Source organism: Amycolatopsis kentuckyensis (genome assembly GCF_002155975.1).
Classification (GTDB): domain Bacteria; phylum Actinomycetota; class Actinomycetes; order Mycobacteriales; family Pseudonocardiaceae; genus Amycolatopsis; species Amycolatopsis kentuckyensis.
In genome coordinates this window covers 1-18,342 of the sequence record NZ_MUMI01000051.1, presented here as the reverse complement: position 1 = coordinate 18,342, position 18,342 = coordinate 1, and the positions used below count along the sequence as shown (strand labels likewise).

Annotated in this window: 20 protein-coding genes; 18 read left to right on the top strand and 2 right to left on the bottom strand. The window is 71.7% G+C overall.

Annotated elements, in window-relative coordinates; genetic code table 11:
- The first annotated feature begins 60 nt into the window (after positions 1-60).
- Both CCN39_RS05340 and ku read left to right on the top strand, forming a co-directional pair.
- Entirely contained in the window at positions 61-423 is a 363-nt protein-coding gene (locus tag CCN39_RS05340) for a hypothetical protein (RefSeq protein WP_086838928.1), read from the top strand.
- A gap of 53 nt (positions 424-476) precedes the next feature.
- Entirely contained in the window at positions 477-1,349 is an 873-nt protein-coding gene (ku, locus tag CCN39_RS05335; protein WP_208630146.1) for a non-homologous end joining protein Ku, read from the top strand.
- 279 nt (positions 1,350-1,628) lie between these two features.
- On the opposite strand, the gene CCN39_RS05330 is transcribed toward ku, so the two are convergent.
- Together CCN39_RS05330 and CCN39_RS05325 are read right to left on the bottom strand one after the other, a co-directional pair.
- On the bottom strand, positions 1,629-2,108 hold the full coding sequence (locus CCN39_RS05330; protein ID WP_086838923.1) for a MarR family winged helix-turn-helix transcriptional regulator: 480 nt from the start codon (positions 2,106-2,108) through the stop codon (positions 1,629-1,631).
- Positions 2,109-2,117: 9 nt separating this feature from the next.
- The gene (locus tag CCN39_RS05325) at positions 2,118-3,896 is read right to left on the bottom strand and encodes an ABC transporter ATP-binding protein (protein WP_086838921.1); all 1,779 of its coding nucleotides are present in this window, start codon (positions 3,894-3,896) and stop codon (positions 2,118-2,120) included.
- A 195-nt stretch (positions 3,897-4,091) separates the two neighbouring features.
- Between CCN39_RS05325 and ffh the strand changes: the two genes are divergently transcribed.
- The 16 genes from ffh to CCN39_RS05245 all read left to right on the top strand — a co-directional run.
- Positions 4,092-5,630 (top strand): signal recognition particle protein, encoded by a 1,539-nt coding sequence (gene ffh, locus CCN39_RS05320; protein WP_086838919.1) that lies wholly within the window; start codon positions 4,092-4,094, stop codon positions 5,628-5,630.
- Positions 5,627-6,703 (top strand): amidohydrolase family protein, encoded by a 1,077-nt coding sequence (locus CCN39_RS05315; RefSeq protein ID WP_086838916.1) that lies wholly within the window; start codon positions 5,627-5,629, stop codon positions 6,701-6,703. The genes ffh and CCN39_RS05315 overlap by 4 nt, the downstream gene beginning before the upstream one ends.
- Before the next feature lie 46 nt (positions 6,704-6,749).
- Positions 6,750-7,475, top strand: coding sequence for a CPBP family intramembrane glutamic endopeptidase (locus CCN39_RS05310; protein WP_086838915.1), 726 nt, complete (start codon positions 6,750-6,752; stop codon positions 7,473-7,475).
- Between the two features lie 101 nt (positions 7,476-7,576).
- Positions 7,577-8,380 carry a CPBP family intramembrane glutamic endopeptidase gene (locus CCN39_RS05305; protein ID WP_086838912.1) on the top strand — a complete coding sequence of 268 codons (804 nt, stop codon included), beginning with the start codon at positions 7,577-7,579 and terminating at the stop codon, positions 8,378-8,380.
- A 159-nt stretch (positions 8,381-8,539) separates the two neighbouring features.
- Entirely contained in the window at positions 8,540-8,983 is a 444-nt protein-coding gene (gene rpsP, locus CCN39_RS05300; protein WP_086838910.1) for a 30S ribosomal protein S16, read from the top strand.
- Entirely contained in the window at positions 8,980-9,219 is a 240-nt protein-coding gene (locus CCN39_RS05295; protein WP_003103110.1) for an RNA-binding protein, read from the top strand. The genes rpsP and CCN39_RS05295 overlap by 4 nt, the downstream gene beginning before the upstream one ends.
- Positions 9,220-9,239: 20 nt before the next feature.
- Complete coding sequence (gene rimM, locus CCN39_RS05290) at positions 9,240-9,752, top strand: ribosome maturation factor RimM (RefSeq protein ID WP_086838907.1); 513 nt, start codon at positions 9,240-9,242, stop codon at positions 9,750-9,752.
- Position 9,753: 1 nt separating this feature from the next.
- A complete protein-coding gene (gene trmD, locus CCN39_RS05285; protein WP_086838905.1) occupies positions 9,754-10,533 on the top strand; it encodes a tRNA (guanosine(37)-N1)-methyltransferase TrmD in 780 nt (259 codons plus the stop codon).
- A 132-nt stretch (positions 10,534-10,665) separates the two neighbouring features.
- The gene (rplS, locus tag CCN39_RS05280; protein WP_013223853.1) at positions 10,666-11,034 is read left to right on the top strand and encodes a 50S ribosomal protein L19; all 369 of its coding nucleotides are present in this window, start codon (positions 10,666-10,668) and stop codon (positions 11,032-11,034) included.
- 31 nt (positions 11,035-11,065) lie between these two features.
- On the top strand, positions 11,066-12,004 hold the full coding sequence (lepB, locus tag CCN39_RS05275) for a signal peptidase I (RefSeq protein WP_086838903.1): 939 nt from the start codon (positions 11,066-11,068) through the stop codon (positions 12,002-12,004).
- 83 nt (positions 12,005-12,087) lie between these two features.
- Positions 12,088-12,930: a ribonuclease HII gene (locus CCN39_RS05270; RefSeq protein WP_086838901.1), complete on the top strand. Its 843-nt coding sequence runs from the start codon at positions 12,088-12,090 to the stop codon at positions 12,928-12,930.
- Positions 12,927-13,250 carry a DUF2469 domain-containing protein gene (locus tag CCN39_RS05265; RefSeq protein WP_003096226.1) on the top strand — a complete coding sequence of 108 codons (324 nt, stop codon included), beginning with the start codon at positions 12,927-12,929 and terminating at the stop codon, positions 13,248-13,250. The genes CCN39_RS05270 and CCN39_RS05265 overlap by 4 nt, the downstream gene beginning before the upstream one ends.
- A 250-nt stretch (positions 13,251-13,500) precedes the next feature.
- Positions 13,501-13,878, top strand: coding sequence for a YraN family protein (locus tag CCN39_RS05260; RefSeq protein WP_086838899.1), 378 nt, complete (start codon positions 13,501-13,503; stop codon positions 13,876-13,878).
- Positions 13,878-15,389: a YifB family Mg chelatase-like AAA ATPase gene (locus CCN39_RS05255; RefSeq protein WP_086838897.1), complete on the top strand. Its 1,512-nt coding sequence runs from the start codon at positions 13,878-13,880 to the stop codon at positions 15,387-15,389. The genes CCN39_RS05260 and CCN39_RS05255 overlap by 1 nt, the downstream gene beginning before the upstream one ends.
- 928 nt (positions 15,390-16,317) lie before the next feature.
- Positions 16,318-17,460, top strand: coding sequence for a DNA-processing protein DprA (dprA, locus tag CCN39_RS05250; RefSeq protein ID WP_208630145.1), 1,143 nt, complete (start codon positions 16,318-16,320; stop codon positions 17,458-17,460).
- A gap of 102 nt (positions 17,461-17,562) precedes the next feature.
- Positions 17,563-18,342 (top strand): tyrosine-type recombinase/integrase (locus tag CCN39_RS05245; RefSeq protein ID WP_086838949.1); only part of this gene is annotated, 780 nt, incomplete at its 3' end.

Sequence of the window (18,342 nt, the reverse complement as noted above, 5' to 3'; positions counted from 1 at the left end):
TCCGATCACGGCGCGTGCGGTGGCACTATGGCTGCTTCGACCGGCTCGAGGGGGTGAGCGATGCAGGATCGGCTGACGCTGCCGCCGACCGTCGTCGCGACCCACCTGCGCTCCTGCGCCGAGGAACTCGCCGCCGGACTGCGGTGCGGCGGCCCGGGCGCGACGACGGCCGAGCTCACCGACGTCGTCGCCCAGCTGGTCGCCGGGCAGGAAGCCATTTCCCACGCGCTCGCCGGCCTCGCCGCCCGGGTCGAAGGCGGCTCGGACGCCCTCGCCGCGGCGCCGCCCCTGGACGTCGAGGTGGTCACCGAGGTGCTCCGCGCGGCCGCGATCGCCTCCCGGTGCTCGGCGGAGGCGCTCGACGAGGTCACGCCGTCGTTCGAATGTGTGAGCGAATCCGTCGCGCCTGACACCCGTTTGTAGCTGTCGATCCGCCACGGCCGCTGTCTAGCCTGGGAGCTGCGGAGGTGGCACGGATGCGCGCAGTGTGGACGGGCACGATCGGATTCGGCAGTTACGCCATCCCGGTGAAGGCGTACAGCGCCACCGAGGAGCGGGAGATCCCGCTGCACCAGGTGCACGAGTCCGACGGTGGCCGCATCCGGGTCAAGCGCGTGTGCGAGGTCGACGGCGCCGAGGTGCCGCCGGAGGAGATGGTCCGCGGCTACCCCGTCCCCGGCGGCGACGTCGTCCTGCTGTCCGACCACGAGCTCGCGTCGCTCCCGATGGCGGGCCGCACGATCGCCATCCGCGGGTTCGCGCCGGTGCCCGACGTCGACCCGCTCTGGTTCGCGAAGAGCTACTACCTCGAACCCGAACCGGCGGGCACGAAGCCGTACGTGCTGTTCAGTGAGGCACTCCAGCAGTCGGGCCGGCTCGCGCTGGTCACGGTCGCGCTGCGCCGCCGCGAGACGCTCGGCGCGCTGCGCGTGCGCGACCAGGTGATCGTGCTCGAGACGATGCGGTGGCCCGACGAGGTGCGCACCCCCGACTTCCCGTTCCAGCACGCCGACGTCGACATCCGCCCCGGCGAGCTGCGGCGTGCGGTGAACCTGGTCGAGGAGCTGACCGGCGAGTTCGACCCCGGCCGCTACCCCGACCGTTACCGCGAGGCCTTCCAGGCGTTGGTCCAGGCGAAGATCGACGGCGCCGAGGTCGTCCAGCCGACGGCCGCCGAACAGGCCGAGGGAGTAACCCGCCTGCTGGCGGCGTTGCAGGAGAGCGCCGCCGAAGCGGAGGATGCGCGCAACGCGGCCGTCACCAAGGCCAAGGCGGCTGCTTCGAGGGCCGCGAAGGCGCGTACGACGGCGAAGCGAGCCGCGACGCGCAGCCGCACGAAGACGTCCTGAGTATTACTACCCACGGGTAATTGAGGGTTCTCACACTGAACCCGCCACCCCTCGGCGCGGCAGACTTCCTTCTGCCAGCGGATACCGGATCGCTGGCGAGGGGGGAAGTCCGGACGGCCCCTGGGGAGGTGAGCCGTCCAGGCGCCAGGGTTCCGGGGCGGGCCGGAGGAGGAGCGGCCCGTTTCCGGAACCCGTCCCGCACCGCGGGGAGGCGGTGCGGGACAACAGGGGGTGTCCGAAGGCTGCCGTGGAGGGATCGAGGGGTCTCCACGGCAGCTTTCAGGCGTCCGCGACCCGGATCAGCAGGTCGGCGGCCAGCCGGAGCAGCTGCCGCTCGGTCGGCGACAACGTCGATTCGAGCGCCTCGGCCAGCCAGCGTTCGCGTTGCGTGGTGTACCGGCGCAGGACGGCCAAGCCGTCCTCGGTGATGCTGATCCGTGAACGGCGCCCGTCGTCGGGATCCGGCGTCCGCTCGATCTGGCCGCGGAGATCGAGCGACGCCAGGATGCGGGTGAGCGACTGCGGCTGCAGCCGTTCCGCTTCGGCCAGCTCGGTCGGCGTCTGCGTGCCCGCGCGGTAGAGGCGGCTCAGCACCGCGAGCACCGCCGGCCCGGGGCTGTGCCGGTCCACTTCCGCGCGCATCCGCCAGTTCAGCCGTCCGACGCCTTCACGCACCCGCCGGGACAGGTCGGCGAGTTCGGCGTCCGCGGTGATCCGCGTGGCGGTCTCGTCAAGGGTCCGGGCCGGTTCGGTCTGCATGGCCCCACATTAGGTGGTTCCCGCCACCAGCCGGGCATAACGCCCGCCGCGCGCCAGCAGCTCCTCGTGTGTCCCGCGTTCGGCGATCCTCCCTTCGTGCAGCACCACGATCTGGTCCGCGTGTTCCACTGTGGACAGCCGGTGCGCGATCGTCAGCGTCGTGCGGCCGGCGGCGAGCCGGTCGAGCTCGGCCTGCACCGAGCGTTCGGTGCGGGTGTCGAGTGCGCTGGTCGCCTCGTCGAGGATGAGCACCGGCGGGTTGCGCAGCAGGATCCGGGCGATGGCGATCCGCTGTTTTTCGCCGCCGGAGAAGCGGTAGCCCCGCTGGCCGACGACCGTGTCGTACCCGTCCGGCAGGCCGGCCAGGGTGTCGTGGACGTGCGCGGCCTTCGCCGCCCGTTCGATCTCGTCGTCCGTCGCGTCCGGCTTGGCGAAGCGCAGGTTCTCGCGCACGGTGTCGTGGAAGAGGTAGGTCTCCTGCGACACCAGCCCCACACCGGCCGCGAGCGAAGCCAGCGTGACGTCCCGGACGTCGGTGCCGTCGATCGTCACCGAGCCGCCGCTCACCTCGTACAAGCGGGCGACGAGGTAGGCGAGCGTCGTCTTGCCCGAGCCGGTCGAGCCGACCAGCGCCGTCGTGGTCCCGGCCGGTACGTCCAGGTCGATCTCCTGCAGCGTCGGCGGGCCGTCTTCGTCGTAGCGGAACGAGACGCCCCGCATCGAGACGTCGCCGCGGCGCACCTCCAGCTCACGCGCACCGGGCTTGTCCGCGATCTCCGCCGGCAGGTCCAGGACTTCGAAGATGCGGCCGAAGAGCGCCTTCGACGTCGCCACGTTCTGCCCGATGGTCTGCATCGCGCTCGCCGGCGCGACCAGCCGGTTGAGCATGCTGGTGAACGCCACGACGGTGCCGAGCGAGATCGGCGACGCGCCGCCCGCCAGCGCCAGCCCGGCGATCCAGTAGACCAGCGCCGGGATCACCGTCAGGCTCATCGCCCGCGACGCCGTCTGCCAGCGGCCGGCCAGCGCGGCCGCCCGTTCCAGCGAGGCGATCTCCCGCGACTCGGCCCCGAAGCGCTCCCGCATCGCCCGCTCGTTGCCCATCGTCTTGGCGAGCAGCACCCCGGTGACCGACAGGGACTCCTCGACCATCGTCGTCAGCCGGGCCATCCGGCGGGTCCGGCCGCGGGCCAGGGTCCGCCGCTTCTTGCCCAGCCGCAGCGTGAACAGCAGGAACAGCGGCACGACGATCAGTGACAGCGCCGCCAGCTGCCAGTCGAGCAGGACCAGTGCCACCGCGATGGCGATCGTCGTGGTCGCGTTCTGCACCATCGACCCGGCCGTCGTGGTGATCACGTTGTCGACCCCGCCGATGTCGTTGAACACCCGCGAGAGCACTTCGCCGCTCTTCGTCCGCGTGAAGAAGCCGAGGGACATCCGCTGGAAGTGGCCGTAGACGGACACGCGCAGCTCGTTCATGACCCGCTGCCCGATGGTGTTGGACAGGCCGGTGGTGGCGACGCCGAGCGAGCCGCTGCCGACCGCGCAGGCGATCATCCCGGCTGCCAGGAGGCTGATCAGCAGCGTGTCGCGGTGCGGCAGGGCGTCGTCGAGGATCTCGCGCAGCAGGAACGGCGAGACCACGCCGAGGCCGGCCTGCACCACGATCAGTGCGAACAGCGCGGCGAGCGGCCCGCGGTGCGGGCGGAACAACCCGGCGATCCGGCACAGCGGCACCGGTTCGTCGGTGTCGCCGGCCGGTTCGCTCAGGACGGGGACTGAGGTCATGCACCCATGTTTACTAAAATTCGGCGGCCGCGCCACCAATTTTCCTGGAATCACTCGGAAGTGCGTCGAACGGTAGTTAACCCATGCGTACTAGCGCGCGCACACCCGCGAGGAGAAGGAGCAGGAGCGACTACCCTCGACAAGGCCGGCCGCGTCCGGCGCGCCACCATCGACCCAGCTGGAGCGTGCACACCCGTGTTCGACACCCTCTCCGATCGGCTCACCGCCGCCCTGCAGACGCTCACGCGCAAGGGCAAGCTGTCCGACGCCGACATCGACGCCACCGCGCGCGAGATCCGCATCGCGCTGCTGGAGGCCGACGTCGCCCTCGGCGTGGTCAAGACCTTCATCGCGAGGATCAAGGAGCGGGCGAAGGGCGCCGAGGTCTCCCAGGCGCTCAACCCCGCGCAGCAGGTCGTCAAGATCGTCAACGAGGAGCTCGTCGGGATCCTCGGCGGCGAGACGCGCCGGCTGAACCTGGCCAAGACCCCGCCGACCGTGATCATGCTGGCCGGTCTGCAAGGTGCCGGTAAGACGACGCTCGCCGGCAAGCTCGCGATGTGGCTGAAGAAGCAGGGCCACGCGCCGATGCTGGTCGCCTGCGACCTCCAGCGCCCGAACGCCGTCACGCAGCTGCAGGTCGTCGGCGAGCGCGCCGGCGTCGTCACCTTCGCGCCCGAGCCCGGCAACGGCGTCGGGGACCCGGTCGACGTCGCCCGCCGCGCCATCGCCGAGGCCAAGCGCGCGCAGCACGACGTCGTCGTGGTCGACACCGCGGGCCGCCTCGGTGTCGACGAAGAGCTGATGAAGCAGGCCGCCGACATCCGCGACGCGGTCGAGCCGGACGAGGTCCTGTTCGTCGTCGACGCGATGATCGGCCAGGACGCCGTGACCACGGCCCAGGCGTTCCAGGACGGCGTCGGCTTCAGCGGTGTCGTGCTCACCAAGCTCGACGGCGACGCCCGCGGTGGTGCCGCGCTCAGCGTCCGCGAGGTCACCGGCCAGCCGATCCTCTTCGCCTCCAACGGCGAGAAGCTCGAGGACTTCGACACCTTCCACCCGGACCGGATGGCGTCGCGGATCCTCGGCATGGGTGACGTGCTCACCCTGATCGAGCAGGCCGAACAGGCCTTCGACCAGAAGCAGGCCGAGAAGGCCGCCGAGAAGCTCTCCAGCGGCCAGCTCACCCTGGAGGACTTCCTCGAGCAGATGCTCGCGGTCCGCAAGATGGGCCCGATCGGCAACCTGCTCGGCATGCTCCCGGGCGCCGGCCAGATGAAGGACCAGCTGGCCCAGGTCGACGACAAGCACCTGGACAAGCTGCAGGCGATCATCCGCGGCATGACCCCGGCCGAGCGCGAAGACCCGAAGATGATCAACGGGTCGCGGCGGCTGCGCATCGCCAACGGCTCCGGCGTCACCGTCCGCGAGGTCAACGACCTGGTCAACCGGTTCTTCGAGGCCCGCAAAATGATGGCCCAGATGGCCGGCCGGTTCGGCTTCGGCGGCGGGGGCGGCGGCTCCAAGCGCAAGGGCAAGAAGGGCAAGAAGGGCGGGCGCGGCCCGACCCAGCCCAAGGTCCGCGGCGGCTTCCCCGGCGGCATGCCGATGCTGCCCCCGGGCGGCCAGATGCCGGGCGGGATGCCCGACCTCTCGCAGCTCGGCGGCATGAACGACGTCCCGGGCTTCGACCCGTCGAAGTTCAAGCTGCCGAAGAACCCCAAGGACAATTGAGCACCGCGCTCCACGCCGCCGGGGTGATCCTGCCCGGCGGCGAGCCGGGGGAGCTGTGGATCACCGGCGGCCGGATCTCGTTCGAGCCGGTGCCGGACGCCGAGAGCCTCGGCCGGGACGTCTTCCTCGTGCCCGGCCTCGTCGACGCGCACTGCCACCCCGGCATCGGCGTCGGCGGGCCGGTGTCGCTGGACGAGGCGACCGAGCAGGCGATCACCGACCGGAACGCCGGGACGCTGCTCATCCGCGACTGCGGCCTCCCGATCGACGTCCGCCCGCTGCAGCGGCGGGCCGACCTGCCGACGATCATCCGCGCCGGGCGGCACCTCGCCCTGGCCAAGCGCTACCTCCCCGGCCTCGGCATCGAGCTGGCGGATCCGGAGCAGCTGCCGGACGCGGTCGCCGAGCAGGCCCGGGACGGCGACGGCTGGGTCAAGCTCGTCGGCGACTGGATCGACCGCGGGGTGGGCGACCTGGCACCGCTGTGGCCCGACGACGTCCTGGCCGAAGCCGTCAAGGTGGCGCACGACCACGGCGCCCGCGTCACCGCGCACGTGTTCGGCGAAGCGGCGCTGCCGGGCCTGATCGCGTCCGGCATCGACTGCCTCGAACACGGCACCGGCCTGGGTGCCGGCCAGCTGGCCGAGCTCGCGCGGCACGACGTCGCCCTGGTCCCGACCCTCATCAACATCGAGAACTTCCCGGGCATCGCGGACAAGGCGGGCAAGTACCCGGCCTACGCCGCTCACATGCGCGCGCTGCACGCCGGCGTCGGCGAGATGGTCGCTTCGGCCATCGAAGCCGGCGTACGCGTCTTCGCGGGCAGCGACGCCGGCGGCATGGTCGAGCACGGCAGGCTCGTCGACGAGATCGAGGCGCTCCACCGTGCCGGTATGACCCGCGAACAGGCCCTCGCGAGCGCGTCCTGGGCCGCCCGCGACTGGCTCGGCCACCCCGGCATCGACGACGGCGCGCCCGCCGACCTGCTCGTCTACCCGAGCGATCCGCGCGAGGACCTGGGCGTCCTGCGGCATCCTTCGCACATCGTGCTCGGCGGCGTCGTGTACGCCTAGACCCCCGCTGATTTCCTTGCGGGGTCGGCACTTTAGCGTGGGAGACGTGACGGACGACGACGGCGCACGGCGCGTGCTCGGGGCGCACTGGTGTTTCGTGGCGTTCTTCGCGGGCATCGCCGGCTACTACCTGGCCAACCTGATCATCGCCGCGGCGGTCAACCGCAACGTCGGCGAGTTCGACCCCCTCGAACTGCACGACATCGGCCCGCTCCTGCTCCTGGCGTTCGTGCCCAACCTCCTGCTCGGCCTCGGCCCGGCGGTGGGCTCGTGGCGGTGGGGGCAGGGGCTGCGCGCCGACTTCGGCCTCACGCCGACCTGGCGCGACGTCCGGATCGGCCTCGCCTGCGGGGTGCTCGCGCTGGTCGTCGGCTACCTGCTCAACCTGATGCTGATCGCGGTCTACGGCGCCGACGACGTCTCCGACAGCCCGCTGACCGACCTCGCCGACACCTTCGACGGCGACACGGTGTGGCTGGTGCTCGCGGCCGTGATCGTCATCGCCGGCGCGCCGATCACCGAGGAACTGCTGGTCCGCGGCACGCTGTGGAATGCGCTGTCGGTGCACCGGGTCCCGCCGTGGGTGGTGCTCGTGCTCACCTCGCTCGTGTTCGCCCAGCTGCACGGCGAGCCGACCCGCACCATCGCCCTGTTCGGCCAGGGCATCGCGATGGGACTGGCCCGGCACCTGTCCGGCCGGGTCAGCGCCGGGGTGATCGCCCACGCGGCGAACAACCTCCCGCCGGCCGTGCTGCTGTTCGTCGCGCACTGAACGTTGCGAAGTTCGATGGACAGTAGCTGGACGGATACTGTGAGATCACATCCCGGCGGCTAGGCTCGGCATCTGGAGCCGACCGACGCGGAGGGCAAGGCGTGACCACTTCCCAGCCCCGGGACCCGGCTGCCGACGCCGCGCCGTTCCCCGAGCCCGAGGAGCCCGCCGCGACCGCCTTCCTGCCGCCGGCGCCGCGGCACCGGTGGGGCTTCGGCGCCTTCCTGCTCGTCGAGGCCGTGCTGCTGGCTTCCGCGGCCTTCGTGTCCGTCCTCGTCGGCGACACCGGTCCCGGCCCGCTGCCCATGCGCGTCGTGCTGCTCGGCACCATGCTGCCGACGATGATCGCGGCCGGCGTCGCGGTGCTGATCACCTTCGTCCGCGGCAACGGGCCCGTGGCCGACCTGCGGCTCGAGTGGCGCTGGGCCGACGTGAAGACCGGCCTCCGCTACGGCTGCGTCGGGCTCGTCTTCACCACCCTCGCCGCCTACCTGTGGACGCAGCTGGTCGGCGACGCGAACGCGACGTCGGCGATCAGTGCGCTGGTCGAGGACCGCCGGATGTCGATTTCCGCGGCCCTGGTGATGTTCGTCTACCTCTGGCTGCTCGGCCCGATCTGCGAGGAGATCATCTACCGCGGCCTGCTCTGGGGTGCCGCCGAACAGCTGCAGTGGCGCAGCGAGCGCTGGGGCCGGGTCGCGGCGTTCCTGCTGTCGACGGCGGTGTTCGCGGCCAGTCACCTCGAGCCCCTGCGGACGACGTTGCTGCTGGTCATCGCGGTGCCGATCGGCCTGGTGCGGCTGGTCACCGGCCGCCTGCCGGGCAGCATCGTCGCGCACCAGGTGAACAACTTCCTCCCGGCGCTGACCATCCTGCTCGGGGCCCTCGGGGTGGCCTCTTTCTAGGTCCGTGAGCGCCGTCTGGCAGAATGGCACACTGCCTGCTTCCGCCGGACCCTCTCACCGTGCGAAAGCTCCTGACCTTCGGGTGCCCGCGTCCGTGTCCCCACTCGGCCCGCGTGCGCCCAGCCCAGCACCAGAGAGATTCGAGGAGAACCCACACCCGTGGCCGTCAAGATCAAGCTGCAGCGCCTCGGCAAGATCCGTGCGCCGTACTACCGCATCATCGTCGCCGACGCGCGCACCCGCCGGGACGGCAAGGCCATCGAGACGATCGGCAAGTACCACCCGAAGGAAGAGCCGAGCCTGATCGAGGTCGTCTCCGAGCGCGCCCAGTACTGGCTGGGTGTCGGCGCGCAGCCGACCGAGCCGGTCCAGCGCCTGCTGGAGATCACCGGTGACTGGCAGAAGTTCAAGGGCCTGCCGGGCGCCGAGGGCACCCTGAAGGTGGCCGAGCCGAAGCCGTCCAAGCAGGACCTGTTCAACGCGGCGCTGGCCGCGGCCGGCGAGGAGCCCTCCACCGAGGCCACCACGCCGAAGAAGAAGTCCACCCCGAAGAAGGCCGAGGCCGAGAAGGCGGAGGCCGCTGAGGGCGAGAAGTCCGAGTGAGTTTCCTCGCGGACTCCCTCGAGCACCTGGTGCGCGGGATCGTCGACAACCCGGACGAGGTCCGGGTCGAGCTGCTGACCACGCGCCGTGGCCGCACGCTCGAGGTGCACGTGCACCCCGACGACCTCGGCAAGGTGATCGGCCGGGGCGGTCGCACGGCGACCGCCCTGCGCACCGTCATGGGCGGCATCGGTGGCCGCGGCGTCCGGGTGGACGTCGTGGACACCGACCGCTGAGCCTTTCGGAAACGGTCAGGATGGACGTCGTAGTCGGCCGCATCGCGAAGGCGCACGGAATCCGCGGGGAACTCGCGGTGGACGTGCGCACGGACTCGCCGGACGAGCGGTTCAAGATCGGTGCGGCCGTCACGACGAAGCTGCGTGACGGCAGCAAGAGGGAACTCACCATCGCAGCCGCCCGCGAACACAGCGGGCGGCTGCTGGTGCGTTTCGAGGAGGTCCTCACCCGCGACGTCGCCGAGACGCTGCGGGGCGCGCTGCTGCTCGCCGACACGGCCACGCTGCCGCCGACCGAGGACCCCGACGAGTTCTACGACCACGAGCTGGCCGGCCTGCGGGCCGAGCTGACCGACGGCACGGTCGTCGGCAAGGTCGTCGAAATCGTCCACTCGCCGGCCGGTGAGCTCCTGGAACTCGACGTCGACGGCCGCGAGGTGCTGGTGCCGTTCGTCCGCGCGATCGTCCCGACCGTGGACGTCGCGGGCGGCCGGGTCGTGCTCGACCCGCCGGAAGGGCTCCTGGACGCCTGAGATGCGGATCGACGTCGTCACGATCTTCCCCGAATACCTCGACCCGCTGCGTGCCGCGCTGCTGGGCCGGGCGATCGACCGCGGCCTCATCGAGGTCGGCGTGCACGACCTTCGCGACTGGACGCACGACGTGCACCGCGCGGTCGACGACGCGCCGTACGGCGGCGGCCCCGGCATGGTCATGAAGCCGCAGATCTGGGGTCCGGCGCTGGACGACGTCTGCACGCCCGGGACGCGGCTCGTCGTCCCGACGCCGGCCGGACGGCCGTTCACGCAGGAGCTGGCCCACGCCTACGCGGCGGAAAAGCACCTGGTGTTCGCCTGCGGCCGCTACGAGGGCATCGACCAGCGGGTCGTCGACGACGCGGCCCGCCGGATGCCGGTGGACGAGGTGTCGATCGGCGACTACGTCCTGGTCGGCGGCGAAGCGGCGGTGCTGGTCATCGTCGAGGCCGTCGTCCGGCTGCTGCCCGGGGTGCTCGGCAACGCGCGTTCGGCCGCGGAGGACTCGTTCTCCGACGGCCTGCTCGAAGGGCCCAGCTACACGCGCCCGGAGGTGTGGCGGGACCTGGCCGTGCCGGACGTGCTGCGGTCGGGCAACCACGCGCTGATCGACCGCTGGCGGCGTGACCAGGCCCTCGAGCGCACGGCCCGCCGCCGCCCCGATCTCCTGGCGGCGCTGCCGGAAGGTAGTCTCGACAAGCACGATCGCGGGGTCCTGGAGGGCTTGGACCCCGAGCAGGCCGAGGGCCGGTTCTCCCGGCCCGATCCCGGTCTGTAATACTTGACAGGTTGGCGTGAGTGGACTTCCTCGTCCACGAGCCCGCCATCAGCCCCCCGGGTCGCCCGCAGCGGCACCGTTGCGCGCCCGGGATCTGTACGCAAGCCATACGAAGACGAGGACGGACCACCGATGAACACCCTGGACGCGCTGGACAAGCAGTCGCTGCGTTCCGACATCCCGGACTTCCGCCCGGGCGACACGCTCAAGGTGCACGTCCGCGTCATCGAGGGCAACCGCGAGCGCAACCAGGTCTTCCAGGGCGTGGTCATCCGCCGTCAGGGCGGGGGCATCCGGGAGACCTTCACCGTTCGCAAGGTCTCCTTCGGTGTCGGCGTGGAGCGCACCTTCCCGGTGCACTCGCCGAACCTGGCCGAGATCGAGGTGCACAAGCGCGGCGACGTGCGGCGCGCGAAGCTGTACTACCTCCGCGACCTGCGCGGCAAGAAGGCCAAGATCAAGGAGCGGCGCGAGAACCGCGAGACGGCGTCGGCTAACTGAGTCACCACCCCGTTACCGGTAGCCTGACGACGTGGCCGAACCCGTGTCCCAGAACGCTCCCGAGGATGACCCCGATCGCTCCGAGGAGGACAAGCCCAGGCTGTCCCGCTCCGAGGAGCGCGGGGGATCCCGCCGGCGGCGAGCCAAGCCCGCCAAGAAACGGTCGTTCTGGAAGGAACTGCCGATCCTGCTCGTGATCGCCCTGGTGCTCACGATCCTGATCCAGACATTCCTCGCGAAGGTCTTCATGATCCCTTCGGGCTCCATGGAGGCCACCCTGCACGGGTGCCCCGGGTGCACCGGAGACCGGATCCTGGTCGACCGGGTCACCTACGACTTCACCGAGCCTGCTCCGGGCGACGTGATCGTGTTCAAGGGCCCGCCGGCGTGGATCAACAACGAGATCCCGCCGCAGGAGTCGGGCAACATCGTCGTCCGCGGCCTGCGCGGTCTCGGCTCGCTGGTCGGGTTCGCCCCGCCGGACGAGCGCGACTTCGTCAAGCGGGTGATCGCGGTCGGCGGGCAGACCGTCCAGTGCTGCGACCAGCAGGGTCGCATGGTCGTGGACGGCAAGTCGCTCGACGAGCCGTACATCTACTGGGACAACCCGTCGATCCAGGAGCAGAAGACATTCACGCCGGTCAAGGTGCCGGCCGGGATGGTCTGGGTGCAGGGCGACAACCGCAACAACTCCGACGACTCCCGGTTCCAGGGCGGCGGCGGCGTGAACGGCGCGGTCCCGGTCGACAACATCATCGGCAAGGCGCGGATCATCGTCCTGCCGCCGAGCCGGTGGGGCGGGATCTCCGACCACAACCCGCAGGAAGCGGCGCAGCCGGCGGCCCTGGGGGCGCCGGCCTGGCAGAGCGGGCTCCCGCTCGGCGCCGGGATCGCGGCGGCGTGGCCGGCGTTGTTCGTCGGACGCAAGCTCAAGTCCGGACTGCGCCGGGCGGCCGGGCGGAAACCCTAGCCTTCAGCCGGCAGACGGGTGATCCAGCCTTGACACTTCCCGTTCCCCTGACGGCGGCCGAGCCGATCCGGCCACCGCGAGCCGTGGTGCGCGGCGACCTCTTCTGGGGTCTGCAGGGCGCGCTCGACCGCCGTGGCCTCGGCCCGGTCGCCGGCGTGGACGAAGCCGGCGCCGGCGCGTGCGCGGGGCCGCTGGTGGTCGCGGCCTGCGTGCTCAAGCAGGGCGACGCGGCGAAGCTGACCGAGCTGACGGATTCGAAGATGATGACGGCCAAGGCGCGCGACCGGGTCTACGACCTGGTCCTCGCCCGGGCCGTCGACTACTCGGTGGTCGTCATCCCGACCGAAGAGGTCGACCTCTACGGCATCCGGGTGATGAACCTGGAGGGCATGCGCCGCGCCGCGGCGGCCCTGCGCGTGCAGCCGGGCTACATCCTCACCGACGGGTTCCGGGTGCCGGGCCTGACGGCCCCGAACACGGCGGTGATCAAGGGTGACCGTTCGGTGGCCTGCATCGCGGCCGCGTCGGTGCTGGCCAAGGTGACGCGGGACCGCATCATGGCGGGCTACCACGACGACTTCCCGCACTACGGGTTCGACGTCCACAAGGGGTACAGCACGTCCGACCACCTGGCGGCGCTGCGCGAACACGGCCCCAGCGACGTTCACCGCTGGTCGTACACGAACGTCGCCACGGTGGCCGTCAAGCACGGCCTGCGTCCCGCGCGGCCGGTCCTGCTGACGTACGCGGCGCTGGAGAAGGCCATGGAGACGCCCGGTGCGGCCGGCCTGGCCGCGGTCCTCGACGAGGCCTTGGAGCCACAACTCAGCCTGCCGCTGCATGCCCCGGCCGCGGGTGTGGGTCACAATGAACGCTCCGCCGGCGGAGCAGCAGCACGATCCCGAGGAGGGGCGCGGATTTCATGAGCGCAGAGGATCTCGAGAAGTACGAGACCGAGATGGAGCTCTCGCTGTACCGCGAGTACCGCGACATAGTCGGCCAGTTCTCGTACGTGGTGGAGACCGAGCGGCGGTTCTACCTGGCGAACGCGGTCGACGTCCAGGTCCGCGACGGCGGCGGTGAGGTGTACTTCGAGGTCCGCATGTCCGATGCGTGGGTCTGGGACATGTACCGCCCGGCGCGCTTCGTCAAGCACGTCCGGGTCATCACGTTCAAGGACGTCAACGTCGAGGAGCTGGACAAACCGGACCTCCGCCTTCCGGAAGACGGCCCGTTCTCGGGCTAGTCCCGCCTTCGGCCGACCGCGCCGGCTTACCCCGCTGGGGGAGCCGGCGCGGTTCTTTTGCGACCCCTCCGACAGTCCGGGCGCTTCGGCGGTGATCCGCGGCCCGGTTGTCCACAACACCCCGGTTGTCCACAGCTGCACGATCCGGGTCTGGTGAGCCTCCTCCGCCCGCTGGCATCGTCGAAGACACGCACCGTGATCACCGGGACCGCCCCGGTGACGGCTGCGAACCGACGAGGGGGCGAACACGATGACGGGCACCGACGAGCTCGCGAGACACCGCCGCGACCTGGGCGCCTGGGGTGAGGACATCGCCCTCGGCTACCTCCAGGACCGCGGCCTCGTTCTGCTGGCCCGCAACTGGCGCTGCCGGGAAGGCGAGCTGGACCTCGTCTTCACCGATCGCACCCGGATCATCGTCTGCGAGGTGAAAACCCGCTCCGGCACCGAATTCGGCCTCCCGACGGAGACGGTCACCGAAGAGAAGGCCGGCCGCGTCCGCCGGGCGGCCCAACGGTGGCTCCGCGAGTTCCGCCTGGGGTGGTGCGCCGTCCGCTACGACGTGATCACCGTCCTCGCGGAGCCGGGCACCCGTCCGCGGCTGCAGCACATCGAGGCGGCGTTCTGATGCCCATTGCCAAAGCGTGGTCGGCCGGTCTCCTCGGCATCAACGGCCGGGTGATCGAGATCGAGGCGGACCTCGGCGGCGGGCTGAGCCGGATCACCCTCGTGGGCCTGCCCGACGCCGGGTTGCGCGAGGCGAAGGACCGCGTCCGGTCCGCCGTCCGCAATTCGGGGCAGCCCTGGCCCGACGGCAAGGTCACCCTCGGCCTGTCCCCGGCGAACCTGCCCAAGATGGGGTCGGCTTTCGACTTGGGCATCGCGGCGGCGGTACTCGCGGCGTCGGGCGCGGTCCCGGCCACGCGGCTGCTCGGCACGGTGCTGCTCGGCGAGCTCGCCTTGGACGGCCGCATCCGCGCGGTCCGCGGCATCCTCCCGGGCCTGCTGGCGGCCCGCGAGGCCGGATACGGGCGAGCCGTGGTGCCGACGGACTCCCTCGTCGAGGCGGCTCTCGTCGACGGCATCGACGTCGCGGGCGCGCCGCATCTGCGGGACTTCGTGGCTTGGCTGAAGCGCGAAGCCGAGCTGGCCCACCCGGAGCCACCCGGGCCGGTGACACCGCCGGAGGTGCCGGACCTCGCGGACGTCGTCGGCCAGCCGGAGGCCCGCTGGGCGCTGGAGGTCGCCGCGGCGGGCGGGCACCATCTCCTCCTGTCGGGTCCGCCGGGCGTGGGCAAGACGATGCTGGCGAAGCGCCTGCCCGGCCTCCTCCCGCACCTGACGCCGGAGGAGTCCTTGGAGGTCACCGCGGTCCACTCGGTCGACGGTTCGCTGTCGAAGTCCTCGCCGCTGGTCACGGTCCCGCCCTTCGTCGCCCCGCACTATTCGATCTCGGTGCCGGCCCTGATCGGCGGCGGCAGCGGAATCGCCTCACCGGGCGCAATCAGCCGGGCCCACCGCGGCGTCTTGTTCCTGGACGAGGTCTGCGAGTTCGGCGGCCAGTGCCTCGAGTCGCTCCGAACGGTCCTCGAGGAGGGCGAGGTACGCATCTCCCGGGTCAAGGGATCGATCACCTACCCCGCCCGGTTCCAGCTGGTCCTCGCGACCAACCCGTGTGCGTGCGCGCCGCCGAAGGATGCGGATTGCGTGTGCTCGCCGAGCGCTCGCCGCCGCTACCTCGCCAAGCTTTCCGGACCGCTGCTCGATCGCGTCGACCTGCGGGTCCGGTTGCGCCCGCTGAGCGCGATCAGCGCCCACGACACCGGCGCGGCAGAGCCGTCGGAAGCCGTGCGCCAGCGGGTCTTCGCGGCACGTGAACGAGCGGCCCGGCGCTGGAGCGCGCACGGCTGGCTGTCGAACTCGGAGGTACCCGGACCGGCGCTGCGCCGCGAGTTCGCCTTGCCGGCGGACGCAACGGCGGTGCTGGACCGAGCCATGGAAAGAGGAGCCCTGAGCGGCCGCGGAGCCGACCGTTGCTTGCGAATAGCGTGGACCCTGGCCGACCTGGACGCCGAACCCCGCCCCGGCCCCGAACAAGTCGGCGCGGCGCTGGCCTTCCGAGAGCGGGTGGCAGCATGACCGCCGACGAGTTGCTGGGTTCCCTGCTGCGGGCGGCCGAGCCTCCGGTGCCTGCGGTGGTCGCCCTTGCCGCCGAGCTTGGGCGCTCGGCTTTCCCAGAGCAGCGGTCCTCAGCTCCCGGTGGCGTCATCGCCCGCCAGGAGCCGACACGGACGTCGGCTGCTGGGAAGCTCGTGACCGAGTTGCCGACACCCGCCGCGATCGCTCTCGCCGCTATGCGCGTCCTGCCCCCTTTCCACGCGGGCGGCGGCACGAACGCCGACGAGTTGCGGTGGGCCCGCGCGTTCCTGCTGCGCGTGGCGGAGCCTCCGGCGCCTGCCGTGGTCGTTTCCGTCGCGCGTTCTGGTGGCTTTCCAGGCGCGGTTGGTCGAGCCGCTGTGCTCGGCTGGCGTTGCGTTCGCCGACGGTCGCGGCCCGGTGCTGACCCTTCGAGAGCGGGTGTCGGCTTAAGCGCCGATGAGTTAACGGGTGTCGGCCTGAGCGAGGACGAGTTGCGGTGGGTCCGAGCGTTCCCGGTGCGGGCGGCCGAGCCACCGGCGCCTGCCGTGGTTGCCTCCGTCGCCGGGCGTCTCTTGGTGGCTTCCCTCGAAGGGGCGGTCGAGCCGCTCGGCTGGCGTTGTGTTTGCCGATGGTGGCGGCCCGGCGCCAGCACGTCTAGAGCGGATGGCGGCCTGAGCGCTTGCCGACAGTCGCGGCCCGGCGCCGGCACTTCGACAGCGGGTGGCGGCCTGAGTACCGACGAGGTGCGGCAGACGCGTGCGTGCCGACTGCGGGTGGCCGAGCCACCGGCGCCTGCGGTGGTCGCCTTCGTTGCTGGGCGCTTTCCGGTGGCTTTCCCGGGGCGTGCGATCGAGCCGCCGGAGTCGGCTGGCGTTGCGTTTGCCGACGGTGGCGGTCCGGTGCTGGTCTGTCGAGAGCGGGTGGCGGCATGAGTGTCGATGAGGTGCGGCAGGCGCGGGCGTACTTGTTGCGGGTCGCCGAGCCACCGGCGCCCGCCGTCGTCGCCTTTGTCGCCGCGCACGGGCCGGTGGCGGCAGCCGCACGGGTACGGCGTGGCGATTGTCCGGACGAAGTGCTCAAAGAGACCGAGGCTCGCCGAAGTTACGACCTCGTCAGCCAGGACTTCGCCCGAGCCGCCGAGGTCGGCGCTCGCCTGGTCGTCCCCGAGGACGCCGAGTGGCCCAACTGGCCGCTGCTCGCCCTGGACCAGGCGGCTCAACGTGGCGTCGCCGAAGCCGTGCCGCCGTTGGCGTTGTGGGTTGCCGGCGAGGTTGCGCTCGGCACCGCCGCCGATCGGGCCGTGGCCATTGTCGGTGCTCGTGCCGCGACCGACTACGGCGAACACCACGCCGCCGAGTTCGCGTACGGGCTGGCCGGCCGGAACGTGCCCGTGTTCTCAGGGGCCGCGTACGGCATCGATGGGGCGGCGCACCGAGGTGCGCTCGCCGCCGAGGGCGTCACCGTCGCCGTGCTCGGATGCGCTGTCGATGCCGGCTATCCGGCCGGGCACGTCGCGCTGCTGAAGCGGATCGTCCGCTCCGGCGGCGCCGTCCTCAGCGAGTACCCGCCCGGCACCACGCCGGCGCGGCACCGCTTCCTCGTCCGCAACCGGCTCATCGCCGCCCTCACCGAGGGCACCTTGGTGGTCGAGGCAGGGCGCCGCAGCGGCGCCCGCAACACCGCCGGCACCGCCGGCGCCTTCGGCAAGGTGGTGATGGCCCTGCCCGGACCGGTGTCGTCGGGGATGTCCGTCGGCTGCCACGAACTGATCCGCGACGCCAAAGCGACGCTGGTCTCGACCGTCGACCAGGTCCTCGAGACCGTCGGGCGTTTCGGCATCGCCGAGGACACCGTCGCGGGCCGGCCGAAACGGCGGACCGACCGGCTGGGGCCCGAAGCGTTGCGCACCTTCGAGGCACTGGCTGTGCGCGCCGACCGGTCCGATGCCGAGGTCGCGGCCGAATCCGGGCTCCCCTTGCGGCGGGTGCGGGCCCTGCTTCCCGAACTGGAAATCGACGGATTCGCGGTCCGTGGGGAGTCCGGCTGGCGACGCCGGAAGGAAAGCGCATGACGACGACGAAATCCGGGCGAAATCGTCGACGCCGTTCGGCCGGTCCGGTGGGGCCGCGTGGCGATCCTTGACCGAAGGCGGTTGTTCGCGCAGCGTGACATCATGCCGCCACCACGCTCCGGCCGGGCCCGCCGTCCCGATCTGCGCGCGCTCCGGGCCGCGTTGCCCGAGCCCGTGCGGGCCGTCGTCACCGCCTACGAACGGCACCTGGGGCTCGAACGCGGCCTGTCCGCGCACACGGTCCGGGCGTACGTCGGCGATGCGGTCTCGCTGCTGGGGTTCGTCGTGGACGGCGGTGGTGAGGTCGCGGAGCTCGACCTCGCCCGGCTGCGCGCGTGGCTCGCCGCCCAGCAGTCCGGCGGAGCGAGCCGGACGACGCTCGCCCGGCGGGCGGCGTCGGCCCGGACGTTCACCGCCTGGGCGCACCGCACCGGCGTCCTGGCGACGGACCCGGGCGGGCGGCTCGCGGCGCCGCGGGCGCACCGGACCCTGCCGGGCGTGCTGCGCGCCGGCCAGGCGGGGGAGGTCATGCAGGCGTCGGCCGCCGGGGCGGCGCAACGCGATCCGGTCGCCCTGCGTGATCGCGCGATCGTCGAGCTGCTCTACGCCACCGGCATCCGCGTGTCCGAGTTGTGCGGGCTGGACGTCGGCGGGGCCGACTTCTCCCGTCGTGTCGTAACGGTGCTGGGGAAGGGCGGCAAGGAACGTGTCGTCCCGTTCGGCGTTCCGGCGGCGGAGGCGCTCACGAACTGGATCGACGAAGGGCGGCCGAAGATCGTCGCCGAAAGCGGTGGTGAGAGCGCCGAGCCCGCGCTTTTCCTCGGTGTCCGGGGCAAACGCCTCGACCCACGGGCGGTGCGGCGCGTCGTGCACGACGCCGTC

Bases quoted from the DNA above. Each gene is read 5' to 3' on its own strand.
- CCN39_RS05340 (WP_086838928.1), top strand. From the start codon at position 61: ATGCAGGATCGGCTGACGCTGCCGCCGACCGTCGTCGCGACCCACCTG.
- ku (WP_208630146.1), top strand. From the start codon at position 477: ATGCGCGCAGTGTGGACGGGCACGATCGGATTCGGCAGTTACGCCATC.
- CCN39_RS05330 (WP_086838923.1), bottom strand. From the start codon at position 2,108: ATGCAGACCGAACCGGCCCGGACCCTTGACGAGACCGCCACGCGGATC.
- CCN39_RS05325 (WP_086838921.1), bottom strand. From the start codon at position 3,896: ATGACCTCAGTCCCCGTCCTGAGCGAACCGGCCGGCGACACCGACGAA.
- rimM (WP_086838907.1), top strand. From the start codon at position 9,240: ATGGACGTCGTAGTCGGCCGCATCGCGAAGGCGCACGGAATCCGCGGG.
- trmD (WP_086838905.1), top strand. From the start codon at position 9,754: ATGCGGATCGACGTCGTCACGATCTTCCCCGAATACCTCGACCCGCTG.
- rplS (WP_013223853.1), top strand. From the start codon at position 10,666: ATGAACACCCTGGACGCGCTGGACAAGCAGTCGCTGCGTTCCGACATC.
- CCN39_RS05265 (WP_003096226.1), top strand. From the start codon at position 12,927: ATGAGCGCAGAGGATCTCGAGAAGTACGAGACCGAGATGGAGCTCTCG.
- CCN39_RS05260 (WP_086838899.1), top strand. From the start codon at position 13,501: ATGACGGGCACCGACGAGCTCGCGAGACACCGCCGCGACCTGGGCGCC.
- CCN39_RS05255 (WP_086838897.1), top strand. From the start codon at position 13,878: ATGCCCATTGCCAAAGCGTGGTCGGCCGGTCTCCTCGGCATCAACGGC.
- dprA (WP_208630145.1), top strand. From the start codon at position 16,318: ATGAGTGTCGATGAGGTGCGGCAGGCGCGGGCGTACTTGTTGCGGGTC.